Below are 23,829 nucleotides of genomic sequence, written 5' to 3' on the forward strand. Positions count from 1 at the left end.
AGATACATCATCCTCAATTCACGCCCTAGCGCCCTCGTGACCACGTCTCGGAGTTGCGCCCCATCCGTGTCAGAACATGCACGAACATATAGGCCACACAGGCAAGGGGCATCTTTGCCGCCATTGTCAAAAATCGACCCAAACCCAGCCGAACCTTGCCTTCGCTGGCCATCAAGTGAGGATAGCGTTGGGCAATTTCGCGCACGCCCGCGTCCTGACGGCGGCGCACCCGAACGAGAGCGGAAAGCCCCTCAATCATCGGCCAGTCATAAGGGGCCTCAACCTCGATCCGCTCCGCCGGCGCAAAGTGCAATCGCACATAGGTATCGTCGGAAATGATATCGGGAAAACACCCCCATCGCGCCCGCCCCGCACTATTGACCGCGAAAAATCCCGCGCCAACTGCACCACCTTTGACAAACGGCAACTCCTGCCAGAACCCCGCATAGGCCCGAGTAAAGCGGGATCGTGCCTGCATAACCCTGAGTACGCCCGTGGCGTATCGCGGTTTTGACGTGTCGAGCGCCGAGGCGATTTGAGTAATCAGATCAGGCGAACAGATCACATCGGCGTCCAGATAGGCCCGCGGCAATGCACCCGCGCCAACCACATCCAAATGGCTTTCCGCTCGCGTCAGGGCAGCGGTTTTGCCCGCAATAGGACTGTCGATCACCACCAACCTGTCGCCGCGACCCTCAAAAGCACTCGCGTAGCTTTTGGCGATTTCGACCGTATTATCCGCACACATATTGGCCGAGACAACGATGGAAATGCGGGCGCCCGCTGATCGAGACAACAGCGCATCAAGACAGCCGCCAATATAGGCAGCCTCGTTATTTGCGGGAATTATCACCGCCAATTGCGCGTTCTGTGTCTCTGCCACGGTCCCTGCTCCAGACCTGTTGGACCTGCTTGGCCCATTGATGCACGTTTTTCGTGCTTCCCATGTGTTTACCCGTCAAGCAGCAATGCAACAACCCTGCACGCACATCCGCATACAGTTACAACCACTAGGTGAAGGGTTTGCGCTGCACTCCAAACCGCATTAACCATATTGGAAACGGGTGGGATAGGTCGGACATGAGCGGCAAAACTGAAGCACAGATTGTGTACGTCTACGGCGCATTGCGGTCTGGGACGACGGCCTTTCGTCTCATGCTGGATGCACACCCCGAAACGGTCAATCCAGGTGAGTTTGACTTTCTATTCGATCACCTGTCGCGCGATCCGTCACATCCCACGGGATGGCGCGTCGATGTGGAGGCTCTCAATCAAGATCGCATTTTCAGTGACAAGGATCTAACCCTGCCTGAAAGCTCTGCACGATGTGATGGGCTGGACCTGATCGACGCACTTTTGGACCAGATCAAAGCACAAGCTCCCACGGCCAAGGTCGTGTCCCTCAATATCCACCGCAACGCAGCTCGCCTCATCGAGGCTTACCCCGACGCCCGCCTCATCCATATGATCCGCGATCCGCGCGATGTGGCCCGCTCGTCCATCCCGATGGGGTGGGCCGCGCATGTCTATTACGGAGTCGACCATTGGTGTGAGACAGAGCGCGATTGGGATGTGATTTCGACCCGAATCCAGCCTGAAAATCAATTTTTTCTACGGTACGAAGACCTCTTTTCCGACTGGGAATTTGAGTTGAAACGGGTCTGTGATTTTCTCGATATTGCGTGGTCTCCCGCCATGTTGAGCTACCATGAACACACGTCCTACGCCGCGCCAGACCCCAAACTCATCGCGCAATGGCGGCATAAATGCAGCATGGATGACATCGCACTTGTCGAGGGTAAACTCGGCGATCTGCTGACTGAACGTGGCTACGCATTCGCCACATCTCCGCGCACCCCGTCCACGATGGAGCGGCTCAAACTGGCGCTGCAACATAAACTCTATCGGTGGCGTTTTGGCACGCGCACCTATGGGCCTCTGCTCTATTGGGGAGAAAAGCTGTCGCGAAAACTCGGCCTTAACACCCTCAATGCTCGGCTGGCTGCGCAGATATCGGAGCGGCACCGCGCAACGTTGAAATGACGTTGCTCAAACTTCGCAGCACATTGAATTAGTCCCAGGTGGTTAACGCAATATTCATATGCTCAACTCAAAGTTGCGTATATGAAAAGAGTAGTATTTGATAAGACGGTTTTCGAAACAAGCGAACGCGCTCGTCCCGTGTTGGTTGCGGTGGTGGTGACATGCAATCGCTTTTCACAACTTAAAACCACTTTGACGCAACTCCTGAATTCCCCCACCATGACCTTGTCGCATGTTGTTGTTGTCAACAACGGCTCTCATGACGGAACCCGCGAATGGCTCGATACAGTAGATGATCCGCGTCTGGATGCCATACATCTTGAGGACAATATCGGTGGAGCAGGCGGCTTCGCCTTAGGCATGCGCCGCGCGTTCGAGACACATCACGCTGATTGGGCCGTGGTCATGGATGATGATGCCCGCCCCTTTGATGGCACATTGGAGGCGTTTTTGTCGGAGCCTCGCAACGATGCAACCGCCTATGGTGCGGCCGTGTATTTCCCTGACGGACAGATTTGCGAAATGAACCGCCCCTCGATGAATCCGTTCTGGCATCCACGTGTTTTCCTACGCACCCTGATGAAGCAACGCGACGGCTACCATATACCCTATTCCGCCTATGACCATAATGATCGCCGCGCCATCGACATGACGTCCTTTGTCGGCTTTTTCGTCTCCAAGCGCATCGTACAGGCGGTGGGATACCCCGATCCCAACCTGTTCCTTTATGGCGATGACGTACTCTACACGATGGGAGTACGGCGACAGGGTTTCGAGATGCGTTTCGATCCTCACCTGAAATTCGAACATGATTGCTCAACCTTCAGCACAGATGAACGCCGTCGCTTCCGTCCACTTTGGAAGGTCTACTACTCATACCGCAACGGACTAAAGATGTACCACAGTGCGGCAGGGCCGCTATTTTGGCTACTTGTGCCTGTTTTGACCCTTAAATGGTCTTTGGCGACCAAACGATATGGAGCAGAGCACAAACGCTATCGTCGCTTAATGTGGCACGCGATCTCGGATGCGATACGAGCAAAGACAGATCGGTCGCATAATTCGATTGTTGCAATCGCTCAAGACGGTGGCTCTCCGACAAAGACTTAGTCGTTAAGTATGACCAATGCATATCTACGCATCAGGATCAGCCCGATCAACAACACGACGAGGCTGACATAGACCACATACCAAATATTCACGAAGGCGGCCGGATAGGTCGAATAAAAGGCTGTTCTCGCGATAGCCGTGATGTGAATGAGCGGATTGTACCACAACACTTTCTGGGCAATGTCTGGCAGTCCCTCATAGAGGTACAAAACCCCTGATGCGATCATAAGTGGCCGTGTCAGAATATCCCAGACCACCGCCCAAATCGGGAACACCCCCATCAGGGCGCAGTTAAACGTCCCGACCGCAAGGCCAAGCAAAAGCGACAATCCGATTGCGACCGCGACGGGGGCAAAGTCTATCGGCCCCTGGTTTTCGACAGTGAGCAAAATCCATGTGAGCAAAAGGATACCCGTCAAAATACCCATCAGTGCATTGACAAAAAACCGCGCAAACAGGGAGTCGACCCAGGTAACAACCGGGAATTTCAACAGCGCCGATGAAAATTTAATCGACCTGGAGACCGCATTGGATAGCCTGTTAAACAGACTAAAAAACAGGTAGCCCGAGGCATAGAACAACAGAAAGCTGGTCCCCAGCGCAGGTTGACGCAGCATCAATTGGAAGCCGAGCGACAGGAACATAATCATGCCAAGAGGCTGAATGATGGTCCAGATAAACCCGCCAGGTGTGCGCCCATACTGTGTCGAGACTTCCCTCAACATCAGCGCCACTATGACGCGAACACTCGTGAACCTTCGCTTTTGGCTGCTCGCGGGCACAAGGGCCTTCGCATAGGGAGGGGGGACAAACTCGGACATGGATTTCCATTATGGCTAAAATGACAACACGCGATAGCAGAGTAACGTATACGTAACTAACAAACGGTTAGAACAATGGTGAAGGTACAAATAGAAAACTGGTTAAGGTACAAAAATGGCTGAAGACAGCACCCAGAAACAGGGAAAGAACAGGCCTCGTCTCGATCATGACGTTTCTCATTTGGCCCAAGACGACACGGAAAATGAGACCGACGGCATCATCGATGAAGATGGCTCTTCAGCGCCATCCAAAACCGTGCCACGCAAAAAGATGCGCAAAATGCGCAGACGTGCTCTTGCTGCCCAATCCGAACTTAATGCCCTGCGCGAAGAAATGGCGCAGATGCCCGCCTATCCCGTTGCCCGCGTGGCCCATATGCGCAAACGCCATTGGGGCGTGGTAGCGAGCTTTGTGATGTTGGTGGTTGTCCCCGCCGTTCTGCTTGTCTTTTACATGTTTGCAGTTGCAGAGGATCAATATGCCTCGGTGACGGGCTTCACCGTGCGCTCGCAAGAGAGTTCTAGCGCGACGGACCTCTTGGGCGGTCTGGCAAGTTTCGCAGGGAACTCAACCGCGTCGGACAGTGACATCCTCTACGAATTCATTCGCTCCAAAGAGATTGTTGCCGCTGTCGATGCCCGCGTCGACCTGGTGACGCATTATTCCCAACATTGGCCAAAGGACCCTCTTTTCGCGCTTTGGCCAACCGCCTCGCTCGAAGACCTCGAATGGTTCTGGAACCGGATCGTGGACATTTCCTACAGCAGCAATACGGGGCTGATTGACGTGCAAGTTCTGGCCTATGAACCCAAATTTGCAACCGCAATCGCCCAAGCCATCGTCGATGAAAGCCAGATCCGCATCAACGCCCTCAACGAACAGGCCCGCGAAGACGCGATGGGCTATGCCGAAAATGACCTCCAGATCGCCGTTGCCGACTTAAAGCGTGCCCGCGAGGCCATCACCGAATTTCGCACCCGCACCCGGATCGTCGATCCACAAGCAGACATTCAAAGCCGCATGGGCGTCATGTCGAGCCTCCAACAGAAACTTGCCGAGGCCCTGATCGAACTCGACCTGTTGAAAAGCACCACAATCGACTCCGATCCCCGACTGGCCAAAAGCGAGCGGACCATCGAGGTCATCCGCGAACGCATCGAAAGCGAACGCGCCGCCTTTACCTCCGACACCACCGAAACCGGCGCCGTGGGACAGGACTACCCAAGCCTTTTTGCGGAATATGAACGGCTGACCGTCGATCTGGAATTCGCACAGCAACGCTACAGCGCGGCTCTCGCAGCAATGGAAGCCGCACGGGATACCTTGAGCCGGCAATCACGCTACCTTGCCACTTACATCAATCCGACGATTGCCGAGACATCGCATTACCCACGGCGCTACGTCATATCGGCCCTTGGCATTTTGTTTCTCGTCCTCACATGGTCCATCGGCATCCTGCTTTACTATTCGGTCCAAGACAGACGGTAAGCGAACGCCCATGATCCAGTTCCAGAACCTCCGCAAAACATTTGCCCTCCGAGGCGACCGAAAGGTTGTCATTGATAACCTCAACCTGACCTTGCCGAGCGGGAAATCCCTCGGACTTTTAGGCCGCAACGGCGCAGGCAAATCCACGCTGCTCCAAATCATCGCGGGCACCATGCTCCCTGATAGCGGGCGGGTGGTGTCGGATGGCACCATATCGTGGCCCGTGGGTTTGGGCGGGGCCTTCCACAGGGATTTGACAGGAGCCGAAAACGTGCGATTCCTCGCCCGCGTTTATGGCGTCCATACGGATGATCTCGTGGCCTTTGTTGAGGATTTCGCCGAGTTGGGCAAACATTTCTACATGCCCGTGCGCACATATTCATCCGGGATGCGCTCCCGCCTCACATTCGGGGCTTCGATGGGCATCAAATTCGATACCTATCTCGTCGACGAAGTGACCGCCGTAGGCGACAAATCGTTCAAACGCAAAAGCCGCGACCTTTTTGAAGACAGGATGCGCCACTCGGGCGCAATCATGGTCAACCACTCGTCACGGCAATTGCGCAACTACTGTGACGCGGGTCTCGTGCTCGAACGGGGCCGCATCCGCTATTTCGAAGACCTCGACGAAGCCATCGCCCACCACAACGCATTGCAGGCCTGACAGGCGGCTCTTAAGCGAAGTCCACCGTATCGAGGATAAAGCCCAGGTCTGTATGAGCAACGACTGTCAATACATCGCCATTGCCGAAATCAAAAACGGTATCGGAGCCGAAGACCTCGTTTCGTTTGACGACGCCGTAGATCGGATCGCCGGCTTGCCCGCCCACCACGTTCCCGAAATTGAGCTAATCCGTCCCCCCGTTGCTGTCCTCGATTTCACCACGATCCATATCGGCAGCGGCGAAATCAACGTAATCCGCAGTGAAATTATAGACATCATCATTGGTCACAGCCATTAGGGGCCAATGCCCCTTAACATATTATTAACACATGATAATTTCTCACATATTTATAGAAAATTGTCGAGCAATACGAATGAAAGACTGCGTTTTCGCCACATTGTGTGACCGATAAAAACCTCCAATTCCTTCCAAACCTTCTCTTGTTCCAAAACCGGAACGATGCAGTTCGCTAGACGTCCAGGGGTGGGCCCGCGAAAGAACGGAGTGGGTGAAAATGGTTGGATTGATCTCCAGTACACATTTAGGGCAATCAGACCTCGGCTTTGAGGTTCGGTTTGATGACATCGAATTAATCGATACCGACGAGGGGTCTTACCTCGTTCTCGTGTCACGTGAATTGGACACCGTCATATCCTACGACCTCGCGGGCGGATTGACCTCTCCCAGCATGGTCAACAGTTACAACTTTCCAGGCTACACTGGAACGCCAACGGGTATTACGCCCCTTGAAATCGACGGCGACATCTATTTCGGCATTGAGGGATTGAACAGCTCGCGCGGCTATGCCGTCACCTTCAGTTCGACAGGACGCATCAACCGCAAGAGATTTGATGGCGACACTGGTATCGGGCATCAAATGTATGGCGTTGGTGGTGTTGAGACCGCGCAGGCGGGCACCGTGATCGTCGGCGCGCTCGTCGACACGCAGTCCATTGCCTCCTACTCTATGGCCTCTGACGGGACGCTGAACGAAATCTCGAACATCAATCTCGGCAACAACCAGGTCACGACGCTTCACACCCTTGAAATGGGGGAGCAGACGATCGTGCTTTATGGCAGCACGTTTGATCAATCCGTCACGAGTCTTTCGGTCGATGCGCATGGCGTGCTGACTAAAATGGACGATGTTCGCGCCGCACAAGGGCTCGGCGTCAACACCATCACCGACATCAAAACGGTGGATATGGGGGGGATCACCCATGCCATAATCGCCGCCTCCGGCAGTTCGTCGCTTTCGGTTCTGACCCTCAATGCGAATGGGGAATTTACCGTGGTCGATCACGTCATCGACAGCATAGGGACTCGGATCGGTGGTGCCCGTCTGATGGAAACCATCACGATCAACGGTGTCACCTTCATCGCGGTTGCGGGTCGTGAAGACGGGTTAAGCCTGTTCACACTGATGCCCGACGGCACCCTCGTGCACCGCCTCTCCGTCGAGGACACCACCGAATTGGGGCTTTCGACGATTTCGTCGTTCAAGCTCACAACATCGGGGGACGATCTGGTCATGTTGATCACCTCCTCTGCCGAAACAGGGGTTCAATCCCTCACCTTTTCCACCAACACAGATGGGGTCGTGAAAGTCGCAAACGGCGGTCAGACGCTTGGCACGGCCGATGACGACACGCTATTTGGCTCATCGGAAAATGACTCACTCTCTGGCGGATCTGGCAATGATTTTTTCTTCGACGGGGCGGGATCAGACACAATTTCGACAGGAAATGGCGCAGATGTGGTTGTGTTGATCCAAGATCGGGAAACCGACACCATCACCGATTTCAACGCCACCCATGACCGTTTGGACCTGTCCAACCTGCCGATGCTGCGCAGCACGGGTCAGCTGACCTATACCATGACGGGATCAGGGGGCATTTTGACCTATCGCGATGAACGGATTGTCCTCGAATCCTACAATGGCATGTCCATTTCCTGGGCCGCAATCTCGAATGCGATCACCCTCGATCTATCCCACTACCTGCCCGTTTTGACCGAAAACGTCGTCACCGAAAACATCATTACCGCAAGCGGCAATGGCGATACGCTCCACGGGACCGACGGGAGTGACACCTTCGAAGGCAGCACGGGCGACGACGTCTTTTACGGACAGGGCGGCACGGACACATTCAACGGCGGCGAGGGCATTGATACCGTAAACTACTCAACCGAGACCCTCGGCCTTGAGTTGGATATGACCGACCCGAGCAAAAACAAAGGCGGCGCGTCTGGCGATATCTTCACAAGCATCGAGGCCATCGTCGCCACAAATTACAACGACATCCTGTCGGGATCGACCGAAACCGATCAGTTTTTCGGCCTTGACGGTGACGATAAGATCTATGGCCTGGAAGGTGCCGACAACCTTGACGGCGGTGATGGGAATGACACCCTTTTGGGCGGCACAGACCATGACATGCTCTACGGCGGTGATGGCAGCGATGTGCTATTTGGCCAAAACGGTTACGATACTTTGTGGGGTGAGGCAGGCGACGATTTGCTCAAGGGCGGTAATGGCAACGACACGCTCTATGGCGGTGATGGCGACGATACACTTGAGGGACAGGCTGGCGATGACGTTTTATACGGTCAAAGCGGCACAGACACATTCGACGGCGGCACAGGCTTTGATACCGTAAATTATTCAACCGAGACCCTCGGCATCGAGATAAAACTGACCGACCCGAGCAAAAACAAGGGCGGCGCATCTGGGGAGACATTCACGAGCATTGAGGCCATCGTCGCCACAGATTACAACGACATCCTGTCGGGATCGACTGAAGCCGATCAGTTTTTCGGCCTTGACGGTGACGATAAGATCTATGGCCTGGAAGGTGCCGACACTCTCCAGGGCGGAGACGGCAACGACAAGATTTGGGGCGGCACTGACAACGACAAAATTTACGGCGGAGACGGCGACGACAAGCTTGTGGGCCAAGCAGACAATGATACCCTATGGGGTGGCGCAGGCGACGATTTTATCAAGGGTGGACCGGGCAACGATACGTTGTATGGCGGTGAAGGCGACGACATTATCAAAGGCAAAAAGGGCAGAGACACCATCTATGGCGGCGACGGCAATGACATTCTGAATGGATTCAACGGCCGCGATATCATATACGGTGAAGATGGCGACGACACCATTCTAGGCCTCAGCCACTACGACTACATCTATGGCGGAAATGGAAACGACACCATAGACGGAGGCGCATCCGCCGACTTCCTCTACGGCGACGCAGGAAATGACACGATCTACGGCGGCGCGAGCGACGATACGGTCTACGGCGGCGCAGACAATGATACGCTATTTGGGAACAAGGGCGAGGACACCCTCTACGGTGAAGACGGCAACGACACACTCAACGGTGGCAAGCACGAGGACACCCTCTTCGGTGGCAATGGCAATGACACATTATACGGCGAGGACCACGACGACGCTCTGTTTGGCGATGCGGGCGATGACTGGCTCTATGGCGAGAATGGCAACGATCGGCTCTCGGGTGGCGCGGGCGACGACACCCTGTCAGGTGGCGCGGGCAACGATATATTTATCTTCTCGGGTGGCGAAGACACCTTTGCCGATTTCGATCTTTCCACTGATCGTATCGAACTTGATTGCGCAAGCCTTGGCCTGTCGACCGACCTTAACATTTCCTCCCTCGTTCACAGCATAAAGGGATGGAAACAAGCGGATTTCCTGCTTCATTTCTCGGATGAAAACATCATCCGCTTCACCGATTATGACGGTTCCGCCGCTGATCTCATTGGCCTGATCGACCTCGTTTGAACCTGTGCGCCAAGGGAGCGTATGAGCGAAAAACAGGCTCTAATGCTGCTTGAAATGCCGTTCGCCACGGGCCTCGGCCAGTTTGATCTGCTTCTGGCGTTCGCGGAACCGCTCACGGCGGGCATCGTCAAACTTGTCGATACACTGGTGACAGGACACACCGTCCTCATACTCGGGACGCTCTTTGTCCTCGGGCAGGATCGGTTGGCGACAGGCATGGCACAATTCATGCGGCCCCTCGACCAATCCGTGACCGATAGACACGCGCCCGTCGAACACGAAACATTCGCCGTTCCACAGGCTCTTTTCCTCTGGCACCTCTTCGAGATACTTCAGAATACCGCCCTTGAGGTGATAGACCTCTTCGATCCCCTGACCGAGCAGATAGTTCGTCGATTTCTCACAGCGAATACCCCCCGTACAGAACATCGCGATCCGCTTGTTGTGGAAGCGATCCTTGTTCTCTTCCCACCATTTCGGGAACTCACGGAATGACTTGGTCTGTGGGTCGATGGCATTCTCGAACGTCCCGATCCCGACCTCATAATCGTTGCGCGTATCAATCACCGCTACATCTTCGGAGGAGATCAATTCGTTCCACTCCTCAGGCGTGCAATAGTGGCCCACGGCAGCACGCGGATCGACATCGGGCTGTCCCATCGTGACAATCTCGCGCTTGAGACGCACCTTCATACGGCCAAAGGGTTGCTGCTCCGAGGTGGACAGTTTGAATTCGAAATCCGCACATCCCGGCAAGGCACGAATATGGGCGACAACACGGTCAATCGACTCTGGCGTTGGTCCCGCAATCGTGCCGTTGATGCCCTCACGGGCCAAAAGCAACGAGCCTGTGATCCCTTCGGAGAGACACAGATCAAGCAACGGTTGACGAAGCTCCGACGGATCGTCGAAGCGGGTGAAGTGATAGAGAGCGCAAACTGTATACATGGCGATTTCGTTACGCCTCTCACGCGCCACGATCAAGCCCCAACACGCGCCCCTGCGGCAATTGCGAGCCCATCCACCACGGCTGTAAACACTTCCGAGGTTTCCATAGCAGCGTTCGGAAACATCAATCCGATACGTTGCTGAATAACACCCAAAAGGCTCGAACCTCCCACAAAGACAACGCGGTCAATGTCGTCAGGCGTCATATCCGCCGCCTTGAGCGTCGCCTCGGCACACAGCGCGATATCCTGTGCTGCGGGAAACAACTGCGCCATTAGGTCGCCGTTGGGCAAAGACACGCCAAGCCCCTTTTCCACCACGCCCAGATCAATCATTGCCTCGCTCGCGCCATTGGCGGTGATCTTTCCCGCCTCGACGGCATAGGCCACATCATGCCCCAGATGCATCTCCAAGACATCCGCCAGACGCCCGAAGACTTTGGGATCACGGGCTAACCGTTCCCACCGCCGCACTTCGCGCACCGTTTTGTCGCCGTAGACAAAGGTGATCTTCTCCCATGAGGCGAGGTCATTATACAGGCCACGCGGGGCGCTATGGCTGCCCTCGCCAAACTCGTTGCCGATCTGCGCATTTAGACCCAAAAGCGGCATAATGTGGCTCAAACTGATCTGTTTGTCGAAATCCGTCCCGCCCAAACGGATACCTTCCGAGGCAATCACGCGGGTGTCTAATCCGCTCTTCTCACAAATGGTAAAATCCGATGTCCCGCCACCGATATCGACGATCAAAATGCGCCCCTCGCCTTTGACACTGAGCGCTGCGGCTTCAGGCTCGGGCAGGAAGGAAACAGACCCGAAACCTGCCATTTCGTAGGCTTGTGTCAGATCAACAAGAGCCTGCGCATCCCGCGCCGCATCGACTGAGTGGAACCGTACGGGGCGACCTGATATGGCCGCGTCAAAGGTCTGTCCCGTGGCGGCTTCGGCGCGGGCTTTGATTTCCGATAAAAACCGCGCGATGACCTCGATTAGGGTCAATTTCTCGGCCATGAACTGTCTGCGCTCGCGGGCCAGAGGCGTGCCCAGAACCGATTTGAGCGCCCGCATGAACCGCCCGTCTTCACCGTCCATCATCGCCCGTGCAGCAGCCTGCCCGTAGAGCGTGCGTTTTGACCCGAACTCAAGGAAAATCGCGGTCGGAAGGGTCGCATTCTGCCCCTCCAACGGAATGACAACAGGTGCGCCGCGCTGCATCCAACCCGCCGCCGTGTTGGACGTGCCAAAGTCTATCCCAAGTGTCGCCATGTCGCCCTCGCCGCAAACGCAAAGCGTGACGTTTACTGTCCGATGCGCCCCCGCGCAAGTCCCCGTTCACACCCCGCGACAGCAGGGGTGATTGACCTCGCAGGTTGCGGTGTTAGGGTCTGTGCGACCCCAATTTCGGAGAGCCCCATGACCCACGCCCTCATCGTCATCGACATTCAAAACGACTTCTGCCCAGGCGGCGCTCTGGCCGTCGCAGGCGGGGACGAGATCGTGGCAGGCGTCAACGCCCTTATGGACGACTTCGACGCGGTGATCCTAACCCAAGACTGGCACCCGCGCGGGCACTCGTCCTTTGCCACCACCCACGGCGCCGATCCCTTCACCACGACCGAAATGCCCTACGGCACACAAGTGCTTTGGCCCGATCACTGTATCCAAGGCACGGATGGCGCGGCCTTCCACCCTGCCCTGCGCACCGATGCCGATCTGATCATTCGCAAGGGGTTCAACCCCGCAATCGACAGCTATTCCGCCTTTTTCGAGAATGATCAGACCACGCCCACGGGGCTTGAGGGCTATTTGCGCACCCGCGGGATCGACACGCTGACACTGGTGGGGCTTGCCACGGATTTCTGCGTCAACTTCTCCGCCGTGGATGCCGCCAAGCTCGGCTTCTCCGTCACCGTGCGCACGGATCTGTGCCGCGCTATCGACATGGACGGCTCGCTTGCCGCCGCGACCACGGCCATGCGCGAGGCAGGTGTGATCCTGCGTTAGGATTGCCCGACGCGCCGCTGTTGTAGCGGTGCGACCCTCATCAGCAAATCGCGCCAAATCCCCGACAATTCCCGCCCGTTACTTGCCAAACCCCGCACGGCCCTGCTTTAACCTGTGCAACTCAAGAAGGGGCCTCACATGGTCGATATTGCTACTCGTGTCTATAACCACAAATGGAAGATCGACCCGATCGTCCGTTCCCTGATCGATACCGATTTTTACAAACTGCTGATGTGCCAATCCGTGTTTCGCAACAAGCGCGACACGAAGGTGACATTCTCGCTCATCAACCGCACCAAATCCATCCGCATGGCCGATCTGATCGACGAGGGCGAGCTGCGCGAACAACTCGACCACGTCCGCTCCCTCTCGCTCTCGCGCGGCGAAAGCACATGGCTGCGCGGGAACACCTTCTACGGCAAGCGCCAGATGTTCCGCCCCGACTTCATGGAGTGGTTCGAGAACCTCCGCCTGCCGCCCTACCACTTGGAGAAACGCGACGGCCAATACGAACTCACCTTTGAGGGCGCATGGCCCGAAGTCATGCTGTGGGAAATCCCCGCGCTCTCCATCCTGATGGAACTGCGTTCGCGGGCCGTCACGGGCGACATGGGGCGCTTCGAGCTTCAGGTGCTTTACGCCCGCGCCATGACCCGCGTGTGGGAAAAGGTCGAACAACTCAAACCGCTTGAGGGCCTCAAGATCGCCGACTTCGGCACCCGCCGCCGCCATTCCTACCTCTGGCAAGACTGGTGCGTGCAGGCCATGGGCGAAGGGCTCGGCTCGAAATTCTCCGGCACCTCGAACTGCCTCATCGCAATGAAACGCGACCTCGAGGCGGTCGGCACCAATGCCCACGAATTGCCGATGGTCTACTCGGCTCTGGCCGATGGCGACGAAGCCCTTGCCCGTGCGCCCTACGATGTTCTGGCCGATTGGCAGGACGAGCACGAAGGCAACCTGCGTATCATCCTGCCCGACACCTACGGCACGCGCGGTTTTCTCGACAACGCCCCCGACTGGCTCGCGGGCTGGACGGGCATCCGCATCGACAGCGGCGATCCCGCGACGGGGGCCGAAGTGGCGATTGACTGGTGGACATCACGCGGCGAAGACCCGACCAAAAAGCTCGTCATCTTCTCCGATGGTCTCGACGTCGAGAAAATCGTCGACCTGCACCAACGCTTCAAAGGCCGCGTGCGCACGTCATTCGGGTGGGGCACGCTGCTGACCAACGACTTCCGCGGTCTGGTCAACAACGACGCCCTCGCCCCGTTCTCACTGGTGTGCAAAGCGGTTGAAGCGGACGGCCGCCCCACGGTCAAACTGTCAGATAATCCACGCAAAGCGATGGGGCCAAGCGACGAGATCGCACGGTATAAACGGGTGTTTGGGGTTGGGGAGCAATCTGATATGGATGTGGTGGTTTAGTGCGAGGTCAATATGTCAACAAACGATCAAGTTGTTCTTTCCCAAGTCATTCAACAACGAAACGCAAGTAAATTTCCCCATCTAAGCTTCAGTCAATACTTTGAGCTTTTTTGTGCTGAAGAGATACTCAAAGATTATGAGCTTTCTTATGACGAACTTCTTTCAGGCATAGTGGACGGCGAACATGATGGCGGAATAGACTCAGTTTACACATTCGTTAATGGAAGTTTGGTCCGAGAGGATTTTGAAGCCGCTCAACTTAAGAATAATGTGGAAATTGAACTCGCCATATTTCAATCGAAAAGCTCTAAAGGTTTCAGTGAAGACGGTTTAAATGCAATATCGTCAACGTTAAGGAAATTGCTCGACCTAACGGAAAATGACCAAGATTTTCCTGAGTTAAATACCGCGATTAAAGATAAGTTCGCCGACTTTAGAGATGCGTATCTTAAGCTCGCATCGTGTTTCCCCGGACTAACGATAAACGTTTACTATTGTGCGGCTAAAGCCGATGATAACGTGCACGAAAACCTCTACCGAAAAGCCGAAGAGGTTAAGTTACTGATTGAAAATTTGTTTTCTAAAGTTAACGCCTCCGTGCATCTGGTTGGTCCGTCGCGTTTGCTATCTATTGCTCGGAGAATACCCAAAACAAGCTTTTCAATGAAAATTGATCAACATCTTTCAGATGGTGATGGCTACGTTGTGCTCTCTCATTTGGAGGATTTCAACGCTTTTTTACGGGATGAAAATGGAGTGAGACAAGAGCGTATATTTGAATCAAACGTACGCGACAATGCAGGAAACGTGCCAGTTAACTCAGAAATTCGTGAAACTCTCAGAAATGAAGTGACCGTTGATTTTTGGATGCTAAACAACGGTGTCACAATCGTTGCTGATAGGGCATTCATCAGTGGCCAATGCCTTGAACTTGAGAGTCCTCAAATTGTAAATGGATTGCAAACTTCCACTCAAATTTTGGATCATTTTGACGAATTGAGTTTCCGCAAAGAAAACCGCAAAATTATGGTAAAGGTTGTTCCTCTTACCGATGAAGAATCTCGTGACAAAATTATTAAGTCAACGAACAGTCAAACTAGCGTGTCACCAATAACTCTAAGAGCAACGGACAAAATTCATAGAGACATTGAGGAAGCCCTTAAATCACATGACATTTTTTACGACAGAAGAAAAAACCACTATAAAAACAGGGGCGTAGAGCCACAGAAAATTATCGGAATACCTCAACTCGCCCAAGCAATGATGGCAATTGTTCTGCAGCGACCAGACGATGCTCGAGCACGACCATCAACGTTGTTAAACGACAAAAAATCATATGACACAGTTTTTTCAAACAAGATGCCAATAGAGTCATATGTATCCGCTGCAAAACTACTAAAGTCAGTGGAAGAAGTTCTTGGGAACAGGCCTGACATCTCCGCCAAAGATCGAAACAATATTAAATTCTATGTAGTCTATCACGTTGCTGCCCTAGCTACGAAGAAAGATAAAATTACGGCAAATCAGTTGGCATTTCTTCTGCGCGATTTTCCTTCAACAGATGCGATTGAACAAAGTATCAATTCAGTTCTCAAAATTTATCGTATTGAAGGAGACACTGATCAAGTCGCAAAAGGGCCTCGGTTACTAAGCGCAATTTCTAGCGCCCTTCGACAGTCGGGCAAAGTTCTCACTCAACCCGCCCCCGCAGCTTCTTCACATCGCTCCGCACCTTCTTCGCTTTGATCCGACGCTCGACTGATCCGCGAGTCGGTTTCGTTTTCACCCGATACTTGGGCCGTTCCGTTGCCTGTTTGATCAGCGCGACGAGGCGTTCTCGGATGAGTTCGCGATTGCGGGTTTGGGAGCGGGTTTCGTCGCATTGCAGGATGATCGCGCCCTCTTTTGTCCATCGCCGCCCCGCGAGTTTGCGCAGGCGGGTTTTGACGTGGGCGGGCAGGTGTGGGGAGCGTTCGGCCTCGAACCGCAGTTCCACCGCCGAGGAGACCTTGTTGACGTTTTGCCCTCCCGGACCAGAGGCGCGCATGAAGCTTTCCGACAATTCCCAATCGGCGATCTCGATTTGGTCGGTGATGGTCAGCGGCATGGGAAGGGGTCCGTGGGGTTGAGGGGCGCAATACCTGACAAAAACAGATGACATACACAAGTCCGACACATAGCAGACGCGGTGCCGACAGGCAAAAAGGCAGGGATTTCGGGGAGATGCGAAAAGGGCTGCCCAGATCAGACAGCCCTTCGAGATCTGTGGAATTGGGCCAGTTAGGGATGCCCAATCGGAGGTGTTCTGAACAGGGGGCTGCCCCTAATCGTCGGCCCCTCCGACTGTCTTGACCTCTGTTTCCATTAGGACTCTAGACACTAGGACACCTCCTTTTCTTTGTTGCCGATAAGAGGATGGTGCCACATATTTGGTATATGGCAAGTCTTTTTATACAACACGTGCCAATAGACGGCTCACAATAACGCGAAATGGCAACAGAGCGATTAAAGCGAGGGCAAGTTTCACGCCCCAATCCGCAACCGCAAGCGAGACCCAAAGCGGCGCGTCAGGACCGATGGTCAGGAAGGGCACAACGTCCCACGCCCATGAAATCTCGGCGTCGGCATCTGCGCCAAACACGATGACAGATTGCGAAAAGGCGAGGGTGAAAAACAGCGCCGTGTCCAAGGCCGACCCCACCAGTGTAGAGGCCAAAGGTGCCCGCCACCACGCGCCCTCGCGGAGGCGATTAAATATAGCAACATCAACAAGTTGTGCGATCAGAAAACCCGTCGCGGAGGCAACCGCCACCCGCATGGCAACGGCCTGATACGTGTATCCATCGCCCTGCATTGTGATCTGTGTGCCAATGAGCGAGCAGGCGATCCCCGTCACAAATCCCACCAGAATGACTTTGCGTGCGGCGGCCACGCCATAGACGCGGTTCATCACATCCGTGACAAGAAACGCAAAGGGATAGGTGAACGCCCCCCACGTCAGCAATCCGTCAAGGATCAGAAATTGCACAAGAATATTGGAAGCGACCACGATGGTGGCCATAGCAAGGATGCCAGGAAGGATACGTTTCATGATTTGGTCCGTTTTTTATCGAAGGTGACGGCAACTCGGCCCCGATGATCGGAGCTTGGGTGACTGCCCCGCAAAGGGCGATGCGGGGATGTAACGCTCTGTGCGGAGCAGATCAAGAGATTATTCGGTCACGCGGTATTCCACGAATTCGGTGACTTGGAACACTTTGAAATTATCGTCTGAAATCATGGTGATGCGGATGCCAAGCGGGTCCTCCCATATGGCGATCCCTTCGAGATTGTCATGCGAGCCGAGGCTCGTTTCGATCAAGGTCACCTCATTGCTGATGCCACTGTCCGATAGATCGAACCGCCGCACACGGGAAGAAAATCCGATACCACGGAACCACCGTTCCAACAGATAGAGCTTACCATCAGGCCCGACATCCATGCCAACGGGCAGGTATTCGCCAGAGCGCGGAATGCGATACACGATCCCGAAAGTGCCACCGCCATTGCGGTAGACGGGAAAGGGCGCGGACTTGTCGCCAGAGCGTTCGGGCAACGTCAAAAGCCGCCCCTGCGCATCAATGGCAAGTGCCTCCAGTCCGGAGTTGTTCTGAAGCGCATTGAAGTCGGGATGTGACGGAACGGCCTGTGCCCGCGAGGTAGGAGAGGCGTAGGACCAGATGCGGTGTTTCCCCTCGAAACTCACAAAGAGCGTGCCATCCGCTCCCTGAGCCAAACCCTCGGAATCGCTTCCATATTTCGGGAGATCATCGGAGTCGATGCCCTTCAGCGGAACAATGCCATCGGACTGAACCTCCACGATCATGCCGCTCGCATCGCGAATGATCTGCCCCGTATCAAAGGCCCCGCGATCGGACACCGTCACATAGCGCGTCCCGTCCTCAGACAGTTCAAGACTGGAGTACCCACCGTGAAGCGGGTCGCTTGATTGCCACCTGTAGCTGCCCAGATAATCCGCCTCTTGCGCCGAAAGAGGCGCTGTGAGCGCGATTAATGCTGCGAGGCTACGGATGAACATTGTGCGGGTAAGGTCGCCATTGTGATCTGGGGTTTCGGTTTAGATGGCTTTGCGTTGGGATTTGGGGGCGGTGGGTTGAGAATATTGTTCACCCATGACTGCGCATCGGCACAGCCGTCACCCGCAGGAGGCGGAGCCTGATCGACGCAGGTTTTTTCGCCCTTGGGACATTTGAGGCGCACGTGGAAGTGGTAGTGATGCCCCCACCACGGACGAATTTTATTGAGCCACGCGCGGTCGCCCTTCTCGTCGTTGCACATCTGCACCTTCGCACCGGGGAAGACAAAGATACGCGCGACACGAGGGTCTTGAGCGGCGGCTTTGATGACGTTGTGATGCTGTTGGGTCCAGTCGCTATTGACGTAGGCCCCACCTGCACGACGCATGGAAATCGACGACAGGTTCTCACGTTCCGTGCGAGACAGGTCGAGGCGTTTGGGCGGCAGCATCCAGACGTCCACGTCCAGACCGATTTGGTGACTGGCGTGACCTGACAGCATCGGACCGCCACGCGGTTGGCTCATATCGCCCACATATAGACCCGCCCACCCCGGTTGGGCGGCGGCTTTGCGCGAGAGGTCTTTGACGAAATCTACCAAAGTTTCGTGGCCCCAGTTGCGGTTGCGCGACAGGCGCATGGCCTGCCATGTCGGGCCGGTTTCGGGCAATTGGACAGCCCCACCGACACAGCCCTTGGCATAGGAGCCAAGGGCTTCAGAGGCGCCAGAGGATGGACCGGACTGCGCCCCGAACACAGCTTTCGCGGGGCGGTGATCCGACGAGGACACCGTTACAGAGGCCGTGGATTTTGCCGAGGACGACGGACGATCCCCGCCACAGGCTGCCAATCCTGCACAGACAATCAAACCAAACCAAACTGACCGCATTACTCGACCTCCGCACCTTCTGGGTTAACCCAAGCTAACAGGATGAGGCCGATAAGGAAAAGGCCAATTAGCGGCGTAATGCCGAGGCGCTGTGAGTTTGTGACATCCGACACCACCGCAATCAACGCAGGCGCAAGGAAGGACGTGGCCTTGCCCGAGAGCGCGTAGAGGCCAAAGGCTTCGGTCATCCGCTCGGGGTCCGCTTGGCGCACCATCATCGTGCGTGAGGCGGATTGGATTGCCCCGCCACAGGCCCCGATCACACCACCGCAGACATAAAAGGCAATATCGGGCAGAGCGCTATCCGCCGCTACAGGGATGAAAAACACGCCATCACGGGTGATCGTCAGGATCGAGGCACAAACAGCCATCAAGACCATGATACAGACCACAATGACGGTTTTGGGTCCAAAACGCGTATCCGCAGCCCCGCCCAAATAGGCAAACAGGGTGCCCGTCAGCAGACCCAAAATACCGAACACGCCCACATCGACAACGCTCCACCCGAGCGCGCCAAGGGCGTAGATGCCGCCAAAGGTATACACGCCATTGAGCGCGTCACGGTAGAACATGGACGAACCGAGATAGGCGAATAGAGACTTGCGGGCAGGTAGGCTTTTCAGTGTCACGCCTAGATCGCGCAGCCCCTTGGAAAACCCGCCACCGTGTCCGCCCGCACCGCTCTTGGGTTCACGCACCCATAAAAAGAACGGGATCATCGAGACGATAAACCACAGCGCCACGAACGGCCCAACAAACCGCGTGCCTTCACGAGCGGCGGCATCAAATCCGAATAGAGGAGAAATTCCGATTAGCGTCACGCCAGAGGCATTTTCGGCAAAGCACAAAAGCATAACGACAAGCGCAATCAAGCCACCGACATAGCCCCACGCCCATCCGTTGCCCGAGATTTTGCCGATCTCCTCGCGCGTGCCCAAATCGGGCAGCATGGCATTGGTGAAAATGGTGGTGAATTCCAGCCCGATCATCCCCAAGCCAAACAGAACGAGGATCAAAACGGTGGGAAAATCTGTGGGGGTAGCGAGCCAGAGACCAAAGGCCCCGATCACGTAGATCAACGAAAACGTCCTGATCCACGGCATCCTGCGCCCCGTGCTATCGGCCACCGCGCCAAGGACAGGCGCCAGAAGCGCAATCGTCAGACCCGCGATGCTAAGGCCATAGCCCCAGATGGACTGCGCTTCGGCCTTGGCCATCTCGCTATCCATACCGCCTGCGGTGAGGGTGGCGATGACCTGCTCTGCGAAAAAGGGACCAAAAATGAAGGTAATGATCAGCGTATGATAGGGCTGCGTTGCCCAGTCATACATCATCCAACCCCAAATGCGCTTTTTATGCGTTGGCTCAGCCATGCCATCCCCCTCTTCCGCTACTTACGTGGGATAGAACAGGCAAATGGACGTTAAGGCAATCGAATTAAGATCAGTCTTTTTCGGGCGGCCACGGGCGCGTGTTGTCAGCGTCGATCCACGCCTGCACCCATGCGGGGAATGGCGGGCTTTGCAAACCGGGTTGAAGCACATCAACGAACTTTTGCGGCGCGACCATTTTGCGCCCGTCCAACACGGCGGCACGTAGCAGGATATGGTTGCAGCACTCGCCTTTGCTGTTCCACATGGACTGCTCCATATACAAAAACTTGTCGTCATAGCCGACGGTCTTTGTATACATTTTGACCTTCTGGAACATCGTCACACGTTTGCGGTAGCGCACCGATGCGCCCGCCACGGCCAGACCGAACCCGCCCTCTTTCGCCGCCTCGCGTGAGCCGTCGCGCATGAAGCGACCAACGCGCCCCATGTCAAAGAGCGTCAACGTGCGACCGTTGTTCAACTCCATCCACAGATCAATGTCCCACGGCCAGCAGATATGCTCGGACACGTGAGTCTCAAAGGGCGTGAGTTTCGGCATGCGGCGCGCGCGTGCCATGTGATAGAAGGCGCGGATAAATGGATACATGCGCGCACCCTTGCCGCACTGCGGCGCGGCGTCAACCACGACGTTGCGGTAAAGTTGAATTCTCTCCTCTCTTGCGCAAACGCCGCCGAGTCCTTAGGTAAATGCGGAACTTGAAAACGAAGGTGCGCCCCTAAATGATCTCTCTCATCCAAATTCTACTCATGATCCTCGGCATCGTAAAATTTGTCATGATCGTGCATATCATCATGAGTTGGCTCATCAGCTTTCAGGTGCTCAACATGCGCCAACCACTTGTCGCCCAAATCTGGGACGGCTTGTCGCGCCTGTTGGAACCGGTCTACGGCCCGATCCGTCGTCGCCTGCCCCCTATGAACGGTCTCGACCTAGCGCCGCTGATTGCCTTCATCGCGATCTATGCGATTGAAATCATCATTCAGAACAACGCCTACCGCTTCCTGTAATCCACATCTGTTGATTTGCGGCCAAAGGGCGAATGCCCCTTGAGGCCGTGACGCGCCCGTGCGATTCTGCTCTCAATCAAAAAGAGCAGTATTCATGGCATCCGACACCTCACAGGCCCTTTCCCTCCTGTCCTCCGTCTTTGGATTTGACGCCTTCCGCCCTGGTCAGGCGGAAATCGTGGACGCCGTTGTCGATGGCAAAAACGTCCTTGCGATCATGCCGACGGGCGGTGGGAAATCCTTGTGCTTTCAACTGCCCGCGCTGTGCCGTGATGGCCTGACTGTCGTGATCTCGCCGCTGATTGCACTGATGCGGGATCAGGTCCAAGCGCTGCGTGCGGCGGGTGTCGAGGCAGGTGCGCTGACCTCTGGCAATACCGATGAAGAAACCGATGCGGTTTTCGCGGCCCTGAACGAGGGGCGTCTCAAACTGCTCTATATGGCACCTGAGCGCCTTGCCTCCGGTGGCACCCTGCCGATGTTGCGCCGCGCGAACGTCTCTCTCATCGCCGTGGATGAGGCCCATTGTGTGAGCCAATGGGGCCATGATTTCCGCCCTGACTATCTGCGCATCGGTGATCTGCGCCGCGCTCTCAATGTCCCTCTCGCGGCCTTCACCGCCACCGCCGACGAGGAAACCCGCGCCGAGATTGTCACGCGCCTGTTTGAGGGCGAGCCGCCCGAAACCTTCCTGCGCGGCTTTGATCGCCCGAACATTCACCTCGCCTTCGCCGTCAAAGACAGCCCGCGCCGTCAGATCCTCGACTTCGCCGCCGCCCGCAAAGGCCAGTCGGGCATCGTCTATTGCGGCACGCGGGCCAAGACCGAAAGCCTCGCCAAAGCCCTCACCGACGCAGGCCATCTGTCGCTTGCCTATCATGGCGGCATGGAACCCGACCGCCGCCGCGAGGTCGAGCGGCGCTTCCAACAAGAGGACGAATTGATCGTCGTGGCCACGGTCGCCTTTGGCATGGGGATCGACAAACCCGATATCCGTTGGGTCGCCCACGCCGACCTGCCCAAATCCGTCGAGGGCTATTATCAGGAAATCGGACGCGCGGGCCGCGATGGCGCGCCCGCCGAAACGCTCACCCTGTTCGGCCCCGACGACATTCGCTTCCGCCGCAGCCAGATCGACGAAAGCCCCGCGCCCTCGGAGCGCCGCACCGCCGATCATGCTCGCCTCAATGCCTTGCTTGGCATCGCCGAGGCACAAGTGTGCCGCCGCCAGAACCTGCTGGCCTATTTCGGGGAAGAGTCCGAACCCTGCGGGTCATGCGATCTGTGCGACTCTCCGCCCGAGCTTTTCGACGCAACACAGGCCGTGCGCAAAGCACTTTCCGCCGTATTGCGCTGTGACGAGGGCTTCGGCGCGGGTCATTTGATCGACGTTCTCATGGGCAAGATGACCGACAAAACCAAGCAGTGGAACCACGACCAACTCAGCGTGTTCGGCATCGGCAAGGAATACGACAAGCGGCAGTGGAACGCGATCTTTCGGCAAATGATGGGCGTCGACCTGATCCGCCCGAACCCCGACCGTCACGGGGCGCTCTACATGACCGAACCCGCCGTCCCAATTCTCAAGGGCGAGGCCGAGATTACCCTGCGCCGCGACACGATTGCGCGGGCAAAGAAAGGCCCCGTGGTGCGCTCTCTGGTCTCCGAGGAAGATGCGCCGCTTTTGTCCGCGCTCAAGGCCAAACGCCGCGCCTTGGCCGAAGAGGCCCGCGTGCCCGCCTATGTCGTTTTTGCGGATCGCACCTTGATCGAAATGGCCGAAAAGCGCCCCAAGTCGCTCGACGAGATGGCACAGATCGGGGGCGTTGGCGCGAAAAAACTCGAACGCTACGGCGAGACCTTTTTGTCTGTGATCCTCGGAGCCAATGCGCCCGAAACCCATCCCGCACGTCGCAAACTGGCGACCTCTGGCGGGGGGGATTTGTTCGATCAGCTACAAGAGATTCAAACGCAACTGTCGCGTGGCGACTGCGGCACGCTCAAGCCCGTCACATTGACCTCCGCGCAAATCGCTCGCGTGGTCAAACTGCGCCCGCGTGATCTCGACGCCTTGGCGCGATTGATTGGGGAGCGCCCCGCAGAGCGGTTTGGTCCTGCGTTTCTAGATGCAATCTTAGCCGCGTGAC

At 56.0% G+C, this 23,829-nt stretch carries 21 protein-coding genes; 11 read left to right on the top strand and 10 right to left on the bottom strand.

The window, feature by feature from the left end; all coding sequences use genetic code 11:
- Nucleotides 1-25: 25 nt before the first annotated feature.
- A complete protein-coding gene (locus ACN0TS_RS05575) occupies nt 26-883 on the bottom strand; it encodes a glycosyltransferase (RefSeq protein WP_417258349.1) in 858 nt (285 codons plus the stop codon).
- A gap of 197 nt (nt 884-1,080) precedes the next feature.
- Here ACN0TS_RS05575 and ACN0TS_RS05580 point away from each other — a divergent pair, with 197 nt between their 5' ends.
- Entirely contained in the window at nt 1,081-2,043 is a 963-nt protein-coding gene (locus tag ACN0TS_RS05580) for a sulfotransferase family protein (RefSeq protein WP_417258350.1), read from the top strand.
- Between the two features lie 81 nt (nt 2,044-2,124).
- Nucleotides 2,125-3,153, top strand: coding sequence for a glycosyltransferase (locus tag ACN0TS_RS05585; protein WP_417258351.1), 1,029 nt, complete (start codon nt 2,125-2,127; stop codon nt 3,151-3,153).
- Here ACN0TS_RS05585 and ACN0TS_RS05590 read toward each other — a convergent pair.
- Nucleotides 3,150-3,878 carry an ABC transporter permease gene (locus ACN0TS_RS05590; protein WP_417258352.1) on the bottom strand — a complete coding sequence of 243 codons (729 nt, stop codon included), beginning with the start codon at nt 3,876-3,878 and terminating at the stop codon, nt 3,150-3,152. The two genes, ACN0TS_RS05585 and ACN0TS_RS05590, sit on opposite strands and share 4 nt — an antisense overlap.
- A gap of 211 nt (nt 3,879-4,089) precedes the next feature.
- Here ACN0TS_RS05590 and ACN0TS_RS05595 point away from each other — a divergent pair, with 211 nt between their 5' ends.
- From ACN0TS_RS05595 to ACN0TS_RS05610, 4 genes are all read left to right on the top strand, one after another.
- A complete protein-coding gene (locus ACN0TS_RS05595) occupies nt 4,090-5,463 on the top strand; it encodes a sugar transporter (protein WP_417258353.1) in 1,374 nt (457 codons plus the stop codon).
- Nucleotides 5,464-5,473: 10 nt separating this feature from the next.
- Nucleotides 5,474-6,127, top strand: coding sequence for an ABC transporter ATP-binding protein (locus ACN0TS_RS05600; RefSeq protein WP_417258354.1), 654 nt, complete (start codon nt 5,474-5,476; stop codon nt 6,125-6,127).
- Between the two features lie 52 nt (nt 6,128-6,179).
- Nucleotides 6,180-6,425, top strand: a complete 246-nt coding sequence (locus ACN0TS_RS05605; protein WP_417258355.1) for a hypothetical protein — start codon at nt 6,180-6,182, stop codon at nt 6,423-6,425.
- Nucleotides 6,426-6,642: 217 nt separating this feature from the next.
- The gene (locus ACN0TS_RS05610) at nt 6,643-9,933 is read left to right on the top strand and encodes a hypothetical protein (RefSeq protein ID WP_417258356.1); all 3,291 of its coding nucleotides are present in this window, start codon (nt 6,643-6,645) and stop codon (nt 9,931-9,933) included.
- A gap of 39 nt (nt 9,934-9,972) precedes the next feature.
- Here ACN0TS_RS05610 and ACN0TS_RS05615 read toward each other — a convergent pair whose 3' ends face one another.
- Nucleotides 9,973-10,881: a rhodanese-related sulfurtransferase gene (locus ACN0TS_RS05615; protein ID WP_417258357.1), complete on the bottom strand. Its 909-nt coding sequence runs from the start codon at nt 10,879-10,881 to the stop codon at nt 9,973-9,975.
- Nucleotides 10,882-10,913: 32 nt separating this feature from the next.
- Nucleotides 10,914-12,146 carry an Hsp70 family protein gene (locus ACN0TS_RS05620; RefSeq protein ID WP_417258358.1) on the bottom strand — a complete coding sequence of 411 codons (1,233 nt, stop codon included), beginning with the start codon at nt 12,144-12,146 and terminating at the stop codon, nt 10,914-10,916.
- A 147-nt stretch (nt 12,147-12,293) separates the two neighbouring features.
- Between ACN0TS_RS05620 and pncA the strand changes: the two genes are divergently transcribed.
- From pncA to ACN0TS_RS05635, 3 genes are all read left to right on the top strand, one after another.
- Nucleotides 12,294-12,884, top strand: coding sequence for a bifunctional nicotinamidase/pyrazinamidase (gene pncA, locus ACN0TS_RS05625; protein WP_417258359.1), 591 nt, complete (start codon nt 12,294-12,296; stop codon nt 12,882-12,884).
- 138 nt (nt 12,885-13,022) lie between these two features.
- Nucleotides 13,023-14,315, top strand: coding sequence for a nicotinate phosphoribosyltransferase (gene pncB / locus ACN0TS_RS05630; protein ID WP_417258360.1), 1,293 nt, complete (start codon nt 13,023-13,025; stop codon nt 14,313-14,315).
- Nucleotides 14,316-14,327: 12 nt separating this feature from the next.
- A complete protein-coding gene (locus ACN0TS_RS05635) occupies nt 14,328-16,061 on the top strand; it encodes an AIPR family protein (protein ID WP_417258361.1) in 1,734 nt (577 codons plus the stop codon).
- Here the strand turns inward: ACN0TS_RS05635 and arfB are convergent.
- The 6 genes from arfB to ACN0TS_RS05665 form a co-directional block, all read right to left on the bottom strand.
- Complete coding sequence (arfB, locus tag ACN0TS_RS05640; protein WP_417258362.1) at nt 16,006-16,422, bottom strand: alternative ribosome rescue aminoacyl-tRNA hydrolase ArfB; 417 nt, start codon at nt 16,420-16,422, stop codon at nt 16,006-16,008. The genes ACN0TS_RS05635 and arfB overlap by 56 nt on opposite strands.
- A gap of 342 nt (nt 16,423-16,764) precedes the next feature.
- The gene (locus tag ACN0TS_RS05645) at nt 16,765-17,406 is read right to left on the bottom strand and encodes a queuosine precursor transporter (protein WP_417258363.1); all 642 of its coding nucleotides are present in this window, start codon (nt 17,404-17,406) and stop codon (nt 16,765-16,767) included.
- A 120-nt stretch (nt 17,407-17,526) separates the two neighbouring features.
- A complete protein-coding gene (locus tag ACN0TS_RS05650) occupies nt 17,527-18,393 on the bottom strand; it encodes an esterase-like activity of phytase family protein (protein ID WP_417258364.1) in 867 nt (288 codons plus the stop codon).
- The gene (mepA, locus tag ACN0TS_RS05655) at nt 18,366-19,280 is read right to left on the bottom strand and encodes a penicillin-insensitive murein endopeptidase (RefSeq protein WP_417258365.1); all 915 of its coding nucleotides are present in this window, start codon (nt 19,278-19,280) and stop codon (nt 18,366-18,368) included. Before mepA ends, ACN0TS_RS05650 begins: the two co-directional genes overlap by 28 nt.
- Nucleotides 19,280-20,653 carry an MFS transporter gene (locus ACN0TS_RS05660; RefSeq protein ID WP_417258366.1) on the bottom strand — a complete coding sequence of 458 codons (1,374 nt, stop codon included), beginning with the start codon at nt 20,651-20,653 and terminating at the stop codon, nt 19,280-19,282. Before ACN0TS_RS05660 ends, mepA begins: the two co-directional genes overlap by 1 nt.
- Nucleotides 20,654-20,723: 70 nt before the next feature.
- Nucleotides 20,724-21,260, bottom strand: coding sequence for an acyl-CoA thioesterase (locus ACN0TS_RS05665; RefSeq protein ID WP_417258367.1), 537 nt, complete (start codon nt 21,258-21,260; stop codon nt 20,724-20,726).
- A gap of 134 nt (nt 21,261-21,394) precedes the next feature.
- On the opposite strand from ACN0TS_RS05665, the gene ACN0TS_RS05670 reads away from it, so the two are divergent.
- Nucleotides 21,395-21,682 (top strand): YggT family protein, encoded by a 288-nt coding sequence (locus ACN0TS_RS05670; RefSeq protein ID WP_417258368.1) that lies wholly within the window; start codon nt 21,395-21,397, stop codon nt 21,680-21,682.
- Between the two features lie 94 nt (nt 21,683-21,776).
- Nucleotides 21,777-23,828, top strand: coding sequence for a DNA helicase RecQ (gene recQ / locus ACN0TS_RS05675; RefSeq protein WP_417258369.1), 2,052 nt, complete (start codon nt 21,777-21,779; stop codon nt 23,826-23,828).
- The last annotated feature ends 1 nt before the right edge of the window (nt 23,829 follow it).

The organism is Celeribacter sp. (assembly GCF_048266405.1).
Taxonomy (GTDB): domain Bacteria; phylum Pseudomonadota; class Alphaproteobacteria; order Rhodobacterales; family Rhodobacteraceae; genus Celeribacter.

Excerpts from the sequence above, each read along its gene's own strand:
- ACN0TS_RS05580 (WP_417258350.1), top strand. The coding sequence starts at position 1,081 with ATGAGCGGCAAAACTGAAGCACAGATTGTGTACGTCTACGGCGCATTG.
- ACN0TS_RS05585 (WP_417258351.1), top strand. The coding sequence starts at position 2,125 with ATGAAAAGAGTAGTATTTGATAAGACGGTTTTCGAAACAAGCGAACGC.
- ACN0TS_RS05590 (WP_417258352.1), bottom strand. The coding sequence starts at position 3,878 with ATGTTGAGGGAAGTCTCGACACAGTATGGGCGCACACCTGGCGGGTTT.
- ACN0TS_RS05595 (WP_417258353.1), top strand. The coding sequence starts at position 4,090 with ATGGCTGAAGACAGCACCCAGAAACAGGGAAAGAACAGGCCTCGTCTC.
- ACN0TS_RS05600 (WP_417258354.1), top strand. The coding sequence starts at position 5,474 with ATGATCCAGTTCCAGAACCTCCGCAAAACATTTGCCCTCCGAGGCGAC.
- ACN0TS_RS05605 (WP_417258355.1), top strand. The coding sequence starts at position 6,180 with ATGAGCAACGACTGTCAATACATCGCCATTGCCGAAATCAAAAACGGT.
- ACN0TS_RS05610 (WP_417258356.1), top strand. The coding sequence starts at position 6,643 with ATGGTTGGATTGATCTCCAGTACACATTTAGGGCAATCAGACCTCGGC.
- ACN0TS_RS05615 (WP_417258357.1), bottom strand. The coding sequence starts at position 10,881 with ATGTATACAGTTTGCGCTCTCTATCACTTCACCCGCTTCGACGATCCG.
- ACN0TS_RS05620 (WP_417258358.1), bottom strand. The coding sequence starts at position 12,146 with ATGGCGACACTTGGGATAGACTTTGGCACGTCCAACACGGCGGCGGGT.
- pncA (WP_417258359.1), top strand. The coding sequence starts at position 12,294 with ATGACCCACGCCCTCATCGTCATCGACATTCAAAACGACTTCTGCCCA.
- pncB (WP_417258360.1), top strand. The coding sequence starts at position 13,023 with ATGGTCGATATTGCTACTCGTGTCTATAACCACAAATGGAAGATCGAC.
- ACN0TS_RS05635 (WP_417258361.1), top strand. The coding sequence starts at position 14,328 with ATGTCAACAAACGATCAAGTTGTTCTTTCCCAAGTCATTCAACAACGA.
- arfB (WP_417258362.1), bottom strand. The coding sequence starts at position 16,422 with ATGCCGCTGACCATCACCGACCAAATCGAGATCGCCGATTGGGAATTG.
- ACN0TS_RS05645 (WP_417258363.1), bottom strand. The coding sequence starts at position 17,406 with ATGAAACGTATCCTTCCTGGCATCCTTGCTATGGCCACCATCGTGGTC.
- ACN0TS_RS05650 (WP_417258364.1), bottom strand. The coding sequence starts at position 18,393 with ATGTTCATCCGTAGCCTCGCAGCATTAATCGCGCTCACAGCGCCTCTT.
- mepA (WP_417258365.1), bottom strand. The coding sequence starts at position 19,280 with ATGCGGTCAGTTTGGTTTGGTTTGATTGTCTGTGCAGGATTGGCAGCC.
- ACN0TS_RS05660 (WP_417258366.1), bottom strand. The coding sequence starts at position 20,653 with ATGGCTGAGCCAACGCATAAAAAGCGCATTTGGGGTTGGATGATGTAT.
- ACN0TS_RS05665 (WP_417258367.1), bottom strand. The coding sequence starts at position 21,260 with ATGTATCCATTTATCCGCGCCTTCTATCACATGGCACGCGCGCGCCGC.
- ACN0TS_RS05670 (WP_417258368.1), top strand. The coding sequence starts at position 21,395 with ATGATCTCTCTCATCCAAATTCTACTCATGATCCTCGGCATCGTAAAA.
- recQ (WP_417258369.1), top strand. The coding sequence starts at position 21,777 with ATGGCATCCGACACCTCACAGGCCCTTTCCCTCCTGTCCTCCGTCTTT.